Genomic DNA, 7,582 nt, shown 5'->3' with positions numbered 1-7,582 from the left:
GCCAATTAAAGTGGTACGTGAGCTGGGTTCAGAACGTCGTGAGACAGTTTGGTCCCTATCTGCCGTGGGCGTCGAAATTTGAGAGGAGTTGACCCTAGTACGAGAGGACCGGGTTGAACATACCTCTGGTGTACCTGTCGTCACGCCAGTGGCGCAGCAGGGTAGCTATGTATGGACGGGATAACCGCTGAAAGCATCTAAGCGGGAAGCCTCCCTCAAGATAAGATTTCATAGAGCCGTGGGAGACCACCACGTTGATAGATCGGATGTAGAAGCGCGGTAACGTGTGGAGCTAACCGATACTAATTGCTCTATTCGCACTTAAGAGTCCCACCATCAACGACAGTCCTGAAGGGCCAAAAGCCTGAAGGTTGTCCGCGACGTGGATGATTGTAAAACAGTCCAAATTGCACGGGCATTCGATTGAAACCCAAATTCGACCCACGCCGGCTTCATTGCTTGGTGACCATGGCGTCAGTGACCCACCCGATCCCATCTCGAACTCGGCCGTGAAACCTGACAGCGCCGATGGTACTATGGCTCAAGCCCTGGAAGAGTAGGACGTCGCCAGGCATTGTAGCCGGCGTGTGGACGAATACGGAAAAACCCATTCACAAAGTTAAAGGCCGGCAGAAATGCCGGCCTTTTGCTGTTTTCGCGGATCGCTTCGGCATCGCGACATTGGTGGCGCGGGATGGAGCAGCCCGGTAGCTCGTCAGGCTCATAACCTGAAGGTCGTAGGTTCAAATCCTACTCCCGCAACCAACAAAAAGCCCGCTTTCCCTATGGGATGGCGGGCTTTTTTGTCTGTACCGGGTTTTGGTTTCCAGACCGATGGGCTGAACGTCTGAAATGTGGTAGTTAGCTAGCGCCGTAGCTATTTCCAGCGGATATCCAAGGAAACTCGACGGAAGCCTCCCTTATTGTCGTTTCGGCGCTGTCAAATACACCTGAGGGTTGCCCTAGTACCCAGTATTCCATGTGATGTTCATGCTCTGGCAGATCATCAACATAGAACTTGTCATAGGAAAATTCGAAGCGACCGTCCGAGCGCCGATAAACGGTAATCCGGGTTTGTCCATCAGGGGAAACGAGGTGCTTGATGATTTGGCTCACAACTTCCAATAGGCGTGACCTGCGATGTCTTCAATCGGTCGTCTGACATTCGACATTCCGGACTTGATCCGGGATTCACTGCGGCGCTGAGTCGTGGACTCGCGATCAAGTCCGGGGTGACGATGATGGATGGGGCGGCGTTTGGTCGTTATCGGTCAGTCGTCCCGATCTGGATCGAATAGCTGCTTGCAACCGAATCGAGCCGCCGCCTTTGTGTAGCAACTGGCCGATTGTCGTCCCCGCCTGCACGGGGACGACAATCGGGGCGAACGTCCGCGCACCCACCCTATTTCCAAAACTGACAAAGCCAGGCTGCGACGCGCAGAATTGCACCGCGAACTCACAGTGAGGCCGATCTATGTCGCCATCAGATCCCGTACCGAGACCTTGAGGCTCTGGCGGCAGGCGAGGTAGCCCACGAAGCACACGGTCGCCACCATGGCAACGACCATCGCCACCGCCCACAGAATGTCAGGGTTGTACGTCAGGTTGAACTGAGCCTGGTAGATCAGCAGCCCCGCGCTCCAAGTTCCCGCGACAGCCCCGGCGGCGGCGATGAGCGCGGTGACGCCCCAATCATAAAAGTTCAGCTTCAGACAATCGGTGTCCCGCAGCCCCATGCTCATCAGCAGACCATTTTTCTGGCGGTCATCGGCGCTGAAGCCGCTCACCGACGCTGCGAGCACAAACAGCGCCAGCAACAGCACCATGGCCGCGTAGCCGCTCGTCACTTTGGTGACGATCCCGAGCGTCTGGTCGAACCGTTCGGTCAGTTCCTGAAGCGGCACAAGCGAGAGGGTAGGATATTGTTCCCACAGGCCAGCCAGCGCATCCCATGCCGGTTCCGGCAATTCCATGCTGCCCATATAGCGGGTTGGGGCATCGATTTGCGCCCTGGCCGACAAGGGAAGCTGAAACCAGAAAGTGATCGACCCGGCGCCCGGTTGGTAGGCGTGGCTTGCCACCAGCGTGAAGTCATAAGGCTTGCCGCCGATCTGATAGGTAAGCGTGTCGCCATAGCTGAACCCCATGTCGGTCATGACTTCGGATTCGGCGGATATCTGCTGCCAGTTGTCGGTGTCGGCCGACCACCATTTGCCACCGTCGAGACGGTTGTTTTTAGGCATGGCGTCGGTCCAGCTCAGCCGGATCGGGTCTTTGAGGGTGGCCAGCGTGTCGCTGGGCTTCTGAATTTCGGCAATGGCTTTGCCGTTCACGGCAACTAGCTGTGCAGACACAAACGGGCGCAGCGAGCGCACGCTGCTGCCGGTTTTTTCAGCCCAGATCTTGATCGCGTCAATCTGGTCGGTCTGCGCTTCGGCAATCATCAGATTGCCGTCGTGGTTGCGGCTATAGCCTTCCATCGTCGTGCCAAGATCGCGCATCAGCATCAGCGAAAACAGCAGCAACAGCCCGGACAATCCCAGCCCCATCACCTGCGCCGATTTGGCGAACAGCCGTTGCCGCATCATGAAAAAGGCGAAGGGCAGCAGCCCGGCGCGGCGGCGGCCCCACGCATCCCCCAGCCGGATGACCGTCCAGGTCAGCACCAGCATCAGGGCAAGCGCGGCGGCGATAGCTGTGAGAGTCATGCCGGTGAGCAGCATATTGTCCGAATAGGCGGCGGCCAGCAGCGTGACCGATGCGATGCTCCAGAACAGCCGCTGCCACATATGGCTGTTTTCGGTCGGATTGCGGATAAGCGACAGCAACGACGCGCGCGACAGCCGGATGAAGCTCGGTATCTGAAGCGCGAGCAGCAGCAGAAAGAAAAGACCGATAGTGGTCAACGCGGGTGCCACATGCCAACCGGCGCGGAGCCCAGGGAAATATCCTTGCAGCTCGGCGACGATCGCCCCGTATGCAAATATGGCGAGCGTACCGGCCAGCGCGATCGACAGCAGAAAACCGGCCAACCATTCGCCCAGCGCCATCAGCATCGCGGTTCGGGTGGGCGTGCCAAAGCTGGCATAAAGTGCGAGCCGGTAGCGCATTTTGGCGAGCCAGCGGCGATTGGTCATATCGAGCGCCACCGCGCCCATGAAAAACAGGATCACCGATGCCAGGCCAAGAAAATTCTCGGTCCGTTGCCAGAAGCTGGCGAGCGGGTGCTGGCCGCCGAATTTCCTGATCACGCGGGCGCCGGGCAGGGTCTGGCGCGACCATTTTTCGATCGCCTGTTGCTGGCTTTCATCAGCCGTGACCAGATAACGGGTGCGGTCCTTGCTGCTCATGATCGCTGTTCCAGCAAGGCTTTGGCTGTGCACCATCGCCCGCATGGCCACGCTATGACCTTCCATGATGCGGTCGGGCTCATGAAAGAGGATCGCGCTGAGCCGCAAGTCGGTGCCGCCAATGGTGAGGTTGTCACCCACCCGCGTTCCCAGCTTGATGGCGAGCCGCGAATCGATCCAGATCTCGCCGACCTTCGGGCCGCTCCGGGCCGCGCGCTGCGTGGTGACCGGGGTGTCGCCGATCTGGAGATGGCCCTGCAACGGGTATGCGTCATCGACCAGCTTGAGCTGCACGCGCGCCCATTCATCCTTGTGGGTGAGGGTGATGTCGGCCAGCTGCGTGACCGACAGCCCCGCTGCCATCGATCGGACCGCAGCCTCGTCATCCTTCGCCAGTGGCGACGGGCTTTCAACCACCAGGTCCGACCCCAGCATCTGATCGAGATTGTCGGCGAGATAGTTTTGTATCGACGCGCTGGTGAGCGTCAGCGTCATCAGGAAAAACAGCAGCGCCGTTTGCGTCGCCATGCTGATGCGCCCGTCGCTGCCGCGAAGGTCACGCCAGCTGTTTCCCAGGATCAGTGTCAACCTGTTCATGCCGCAGCCTTCAGCTGTCCGGCGTCGAGAAGCACGCTTGCGTCGGCCCGCATCGCCAGCTGTCGGCTATGGGTCACGATCACCAGTCCGCACCCCGTCTCGCGGGCGCAGTCGAACATCAGCGCGGCGACGCTTTCGGACGTCTGCATATCCAGATTACCGGTGGGCTCATCGGCAAAAATGAAACGCGGCGCGGTCACAAAGGCCCGCGCCACCGCAATCCGCTGCTGCTCGCCGCCGCTCAACTGGTGGGGGCGGTGGCGGGCGCGATCTATCAGCCCCACTTTTTCAAGCCAGAGCGCGGCGATGTCGAACGCGTTGCGGTTGCCCTTCAGGCGCAGCGGCAACGCCAGATTGCCGATCGCGTCGAGCTCCGGCATCAGGTGAAACTGCTGGAAAATGAAACCGGAGCTGGCGCGCATCGTCAGCGCGTTCACCTGCCCGCCGTCGATGGTGAAGCGCACATCGCCGCCCGCGGGCGTCTCCAACCCCGCTGCGATCGCCAGCAGACTGGACTTTCCTGCCCCGGATGCGCCGATGATCGCCAGCGTTTCCTCCGCGCGGATTGTGTAGGACAGGTCGCGGAAAAGCGTGATCCGTTCGCGGGCGGTATCGAAATGATGGCTGATCCCGTTTAGCTCGATGGTATCCGGCATAATCTGCTCCTGTCGCTTCGCAGAGCTGCGCCCAAGGCACGTCCGACGACGCTGAAAGGGCGCTCGTAGGGCGTCGAACGTCAAACAGACGTCAAACAGAAAGCGGGCGAGCCTTCGCCAGGGGGACAGCGTCTGCGACGCTCCAGATTTTCAGGGAGGCGGGCTTGGTAGGGCCCGATCGCTCACGCTCAGGTGGCGAAAAGCTGGCGCATATCGGCAAAGGCCTTGAACTCGAGCGCATTGCCCGCGGGGTCGAGGAAGAACATCGTCGATTGCTCGCCCGGCTGTCCGGCAAAGCGCGTTTGCGGTTCGATCACGAACGCGACGCCATGCGCGATCAGGCGGTCGGCCAGCGCCTGCCAGTCGGCGGGGGGCAGCACGACGCCGAAATGCGGCACCGGCACCGCATGGCCATCGACCGGATTATGCCCCGCCACCGCCTCGCGCCCATCGACGCGGTGCGCGACGATCTGGTGGCCATAAAGGTTGAAATCGATCCAGTCGGTATCGCTCCGTCCCTCGGCACAACCGAGCACGCGACCGTAAAAATCGCGCGCGGCGGCGAGGTCGTCGACGGGAAAGGCGATGTGAAAGGGCGCAAGATCGGTCATGCCGCTTGTTTGCCGCACCCGCGCGCGGAAAGCCAGTCCGGGACTTGGGTTGTGCGCCGCAACATGCTAGGCGCGCGCCCATGCTGACGATCAACGGAATCACTGTACGCCTTGGCGGGCGCGCCATCCTCGAACGCGCCACCGCGAGCCTGCCGGCGAAAAGCCGCGTCGGGCTGATCGGGCGCAACGGCGCCGGCAAATCGACGCTGATGAAGGTGATGATCGGCCAGCTCGAAGCCGACGAGGGCAGCATCGACATGCCGCGCAAGACGCGCGTCGGCTATATCGCGCAGGAAGCGCCGAGCGGCACCGCGACGCCGTTCGACACGGTGCTCGCCGCCGATACCGAGCGCGCCGAATTGCTCGCAGCATCGGAAACCGAGCAGGATCCCGACAAGCTCGGCGACATCCACGAACGGCTGATCGCGATCGATGCCTATACCGCCCCGGCGCGCGCCGCGCGCATCCTGATCGGGCTTGGGTTCGACGAGGATATGCAGGCCCAGCCGCTCGACAGCTTCTCGGGCGGGTGGAAGATGCGCGTCGCGCTTGCGGCGCTCCTGTTCTCCGAGCCCGATTTGTTGCTGCTCGACGAACCGTCGAACCACCTCGACCTCGAAGCGACCTTGTGGCTGGAAAATTTCCTCCGCGCCTATCCGGGGCAGCTGGTGGTGATCAGTCATGAGCGCGACCTGCTCAACAATGTCGTCGACAATATCCTCCACCTCGAGGGCGGCAAGGTCACGCTCTACGCTGGCGGCTATGACGCGTTCGAGCGCCAGCGGGCCGAACGTGCCGCGCAGCTCGCGGCGGCCAAGGCCTCGCAGGACGCCCAGCGCGCCAAGCTCCAGGACTATGTCGCGCGCAACAGCGCCCGCGCCTCCACCGCCAAGCAGGCGCAGTCGCGCGCCAAGATGCTCGCGCGGATGCAGCCGATCGCCGCGCTCGCCGAGGATCAGACGCTCGCCTTCGATTTCCCGAGCCCGGATGAGTTGAAACCGCCGCTGATCACGCTCGACCTCGCCAGCGTCGGTTATGCCGACAAGCCGGTGCTCCAGCGGCTTAACCTGCGGATCGATCCCGACGACCGCATCGCGCTGCTCGGCCGCAACGGCAATGGCAAGACGACGCTCGCGCGTCTCCTCGCGGCGCAGCTGACCCCGATGGCCGGCGCGATGGCGGCGTCGGGCAAGATGCGCGTTGGCTATTTCACCCAATATCAGGTCGAGGAACTCGACGGCAGCGACACCCCGCTCGCGCACATGACGCGGGTGATGGAAGGCAAGACGCAGGCGGCGATCCGCGCCCAGCTCGGCCGCTTCGGCTTTTCGGGGAACAAGGCGACGACCGAGGTGAAGAAGCTGTCGGGCGGCGAACGCGCCCGGCTGGCGCTGGCGCTGATCACCCGCGACGCGCCGCACCTGCTGATCCTCGACGAACCGACCAACCATTTGGACGTCGATGCGCGCGAGGCGTTGGTGCAGGCACTCAACGGCTTCGACGGCGCGGTGGTGCTGGTCAGCCACGACCGCCATATGCTCGAACTTACCGCCGACCGGCTCGTCCTCGTCGATAATGGCACGGCGCGCGAATATGACGGCAGCATGGATGACTATGTCGACATGATCCTCGGTAAGGGGCCGCAAAAAGACCGAGTGTCGAAAGCCGACAAAAAGGAAGACCGCAAGGCCGCAGCGGCGGCGCGCGAGGCCGCAGCGAAGGTGCGCAAAGAAGTGTCAGACGCCGAGGCCGACCTTGCCAAATATCAGGTGATACTGTCGGCAATCGACCGCGCGATGTTCGACCCGCAGGGCGCGGCAAACGAGTATGAAGGCCTGACAATGAGCGAGCTGTCGCAGCGCCGCGGCAAGATCGTCGCCGCGCAGGAAGCCGCCGAAGCGCGCTGGATCGCTGCTGGTGAGGCGCTGGAGGCGTTCGAGGGCGCAGCCGCCTAATCGGATATATTTGGGGATTGTTCGATCCGGAACGGCGGGCGACGATGCGCCCGTACAGTCCGAATCATAAAGGAAAACAGTCCAATGTTGCTTGCCGCCTTGTTGCTTGTCGCCGCCGATCCTGCAGTCTCGACGGTGCCTAATTTCCCCCGACGACCCATCGTCTGCACCGAAGAATGCATTTCGCCGATCGAGGCTGTCACTTATGCCTCTTATCTCGCCCCGAAGGCTGGCATTGCGGGAACCTTCAAGATGGAAGTGAAGGCCGTGGATGAACAGAACGGCTTCTATTATCTCAATTCCGAAGCCGATTATCGCGACCGGAATTGCCTGACGATCGCGATGCCCGCGACGGTGATGAAGCGACTGACCTATGGTGAAGAAGGCCTTGCCGCGGTCGAAAAGCGTTTCAA

At 61.6% G+C, this 7,582-nt stretch carries 4 protein-coding genes, 1 tRNA gene, 2 rRNA genes and 1 pseudogene; 5 read left to right on the top strand and 3 right to left on the bottom strand.

The window, feature by feature from the left end; translation table 11 throughout:
* The 3 genes from VGN68_RS02565 to VGN68_RS02555 form a co-directional block, all read left to right on the top strand.
* Positions 1-325: ribosomal RNA gene (locus tag VGN68_RS02565) — 23S ribosomal RNA — on the top strand; the annotation flags it as partial.
* 133 nt (positions 326-458) lie between these two features.
* Positions 459-573, top strand: a 5S ribosomal RNA gene (gene rrf, locus VGN68_RS02560).
* Positions 574-688: 115 nt separating this feature from the next.
* Positions 689-765, top strand: a tRNA-Met gene (locus VGN68_RS02555).
* Between the two features lie 707 nt (positions 766-1,472).
* On the opposite strand, the gene VGN68_RS02550 is transcribed toward VGN68_RS02555, so the two are convergent.
* The 3 genes from VGN68_RS02550 to VGN68_RS02540 form a co-directional block, all read right to left on the bottom strand.
* Positions 1,473-3,947 (bottom strand): ABC transporter permease, encoded by a 2,475-nt coding sequence (locus VGN68_RS02550; RefSeq protein WP_327473629.1) that lies wholly within the window; start codon positions 3,945-3,947, stop codon positions 1,473-1,475.
* Entirely contained in the window at positions 3,944-4,603 is a 660-nt protein-coding gene (locus VGN68_RS02545) for an ABC transporter ATP-binding protein (protein WP_327473628.1), read from the bottom strand. Before VGN68_RS02545 ends, VGN68_RS02550 begins: the two co-directional genes overlap by 4 nt.
* Before the next feature lie 188 nt (positions 4,604-4,791).
* Positions 4,792-5,214, bottom strand: a complete 423-nt coding sequence (locus VGN68_RS02540) for a VOC family protein (protein ID WP_327473627.1) — start codon at positions 5,212-5,214, stop codon at positions 4,792-4,794.
* 80 nt (positions 5,215-5,294) lie between these two features.
* On the opposite strand from VGN68_RS02540, the gene VGN68_RS02535 reads away from it, so the two are divergent.
* Both VGN68_RS02535 and VGN68_RS02530 read left to right on the top strand, forming a co-directional pair.
* Positions 5,295-7,169: an ABC-F family ATP-binding cassette domain-containing protein gene (locus VGN68_RS02535; protein ID WP_327473626.1), complete on the top strand. Its 1,875-nt coding sequence runs from the start codon at positions 5,295-5,297 to the stop codon at positions 7,167-7,169.
* An 84-nt stretch (positions 7,170-7,253) separates the two neighbouring features.
* Positions 7,254-7,582: pseudogene (locus VGN68_RS02530) on the top strand (hypothetical protein); the annotation flags it as partial.

This window comes from Sphingopyxis sp. (assembly GCF_035998965.1).
GTDB lineage: Bacteria > Pseudomonadota > Alphaproteobacteria > Sphingomonadales > Sphingomonadaceae > Sphingopyxis.
The sequence above is the reverse complement of the archived record's forward strand: the minus strand, read 5'-3'. Positions and strand labels throughout refer to the sequence as shown.